Raw genomic sequence first — 1,885 nt, 5'->3', positions numbered from 1 at the left:
GCCGCATCCTTGATGGCGCTGGTGCGGGAAGGCGGCCTCGACCCGTTCAATGGCGCGCTTTACGTGTTCAGATCGAAACGGGCGGACCGTGTCCGGATCGTCTGGTGGGACGGCAGCGGGGTCTGTCTCTATTCGAAAACCCTGGAAGAGAACAGCTTCTGCTGGCCGGGCATATCGGCGGCGCGGGTGCGTCTCGACCATTCGCAACTAATGGCGCTGCTGGCTGGAATGGATTGGAAGAAGATCCGTCCGGCCAAGGTTCGGCGACCGCTGCTGACGGGCTGATATCGGCCTGCGGCAAGATGAATCATGTCGCTGTAATGGTTGGGAAAACGGCTGCTTTTGTGCTCTATTGCCTCCCATGGTTTTGCCCATTCCCGACCTGCCGGACGACGTCGATGCGCTGAAAGCGATGATATCAGCGATGGCCGAGGAACGGGCTGCGAACGAGGCTCGGCTTGTCGCGGCACAAGCCGAGATCACCCGACTGGAAGCGGTCGAGAAAAGCGCCAACGAGCGGATTGCCAACCTCACATCGATCCTGAAGGTTCTGCAGCGCACCCAACATGGCACGCGTTCCGAGCGGCTGCGCCTGGCCGTCAACGACGAGCAAGTGTCCTTTGCCTTCGAGGAGATCGAGACCGGCCTTTCGGCGATCCAGAGCGAACTTGATCGCGCTTCCGGTGACAAGCCGAAACGCGCCCCGCGTCCGCGCAAGGGCTTTGCCGCTCATCTCGAACGCATCGAGGAGGTGATCGAACCGGACGTCCCCGCCGAGTGCGCGGGGCTGGAGAAGGTTCTGATCGGGGAAGACCGCTCAGAACGGCTGGATGTCGTGCCGCCGAAGTTCCGGGTCATCGTGACGCGCCGCCCCAAATACGCTTTCCGGGCACGCGACGGCGTGATCCAGGCCCTGGCGCCGGCACACATCATCGAAAGCGGCCTGCCGACGGAGCGGCTGCTCGCCTATATCGCCGTCTCCAAATACGCCGACGGTCTTCCACTTTACCGCCAGGAGGCGATCTATTTGCGCGACGGCGTCGAGATCAGCCGGAATTTGATGGCCCAATGGATGGGGCATCTGGGCTTCGAGCTTCAGATCTGCGCCGATTATATCCTCGAGCGGGTCAAAGAGGGCGAAAGGGTCTTTGCCGACGAAACGACCTTGCCCACCTTGGCGCCCGGCTCAGGGAAAACGACGAAAGCCTGGCTTTGGGCTTACGCGCGCGATGATCGACCCTACGGCGGAACCAGCCCGCCGATGGTTGCTTATCGGTTTGAAGACAGCCGAGGCGCCGAGTGCGTGGCGCGGCATCTCTCCGGCTTTAGCGGCATCCTGCAGGTCGACGGTTACTCGGCCTATAGCAACCTGGCAAAGGCGCGGGCCAAGACCGGGAGCAACGAGACGATCCAGCTGGCGGGCTGTTGGGCTCATCTTCGGCGCAAGTTTTACGACCTGCACATCAGCGGGGTCTCGCAGACGGCGACAGACACCATCGTCGCCATGACCGAACTGTGGAAGGTCGAGGACGAGGTTCGCGGCAAGGACGCCGGCACCCGAGCCCGCCGCCGTCAGGAAACGTCCTCGGTCATCGTCACCAGCCTCTTCGAGCTGTGGGAAAAGGAGCTGGGTAAGGTCTCGGGAAAATCCAAAACTGCTGAGGCGATCCGCTACGCGCTCACGCGGCGTGAGGCCCTCGAACGCTTCCTGATGGACGGCCGTATCGAAATCGACTCCAACATAGTCGAACGCGCGATCAGGCCCCAAACAATTACGAGAAAGAACAGTCTGTTCGCCGGAAGTGAGGGCGGTGGACGGACATGGGCCACGCTGGCCACCTTGCTGCAGACCTGCAGAATGAACAGCGTCGATCCGCTGAACTGG

Annotated in this window: 2 protein-coding genes; both read left to right on the top strand. The window is 62.0% G+C overall.

The window, feature by feature from the left end; genetic code table 11:
* On the top strand, positions 1-285 hold a 285-nt coding region (tnpB, locus tag ABWW28_RS27475; protein ID WP_353392994.1), incomplete at its 5' end, for an IS66 family insertion sequence element accessory protein TnpB.
* Positions 286-361: 76 nt separating this feature from the next.
* On the top strand, positions 362-1,885 hold a 1,524-nt coding region (tnpC, locus tag ABWW28_RS27470; protein WP_353392991.1), incomplete at its 3' end, for an IS66 family transposase.

The organism is Brucella sp. NBRC 14130 (assembly GCF_040371715.1).
Lineage (GTDB): Bacteria > Pseudomonadota > Alphaproteobacteria > Rhizobiales > Rhizobiaceae > Brucella > Brucella intermedia.
Note: the sequence above shows the minus strand (reverse complement) of the source record. Positions and strands in the feature narration are given on the sequence as shown.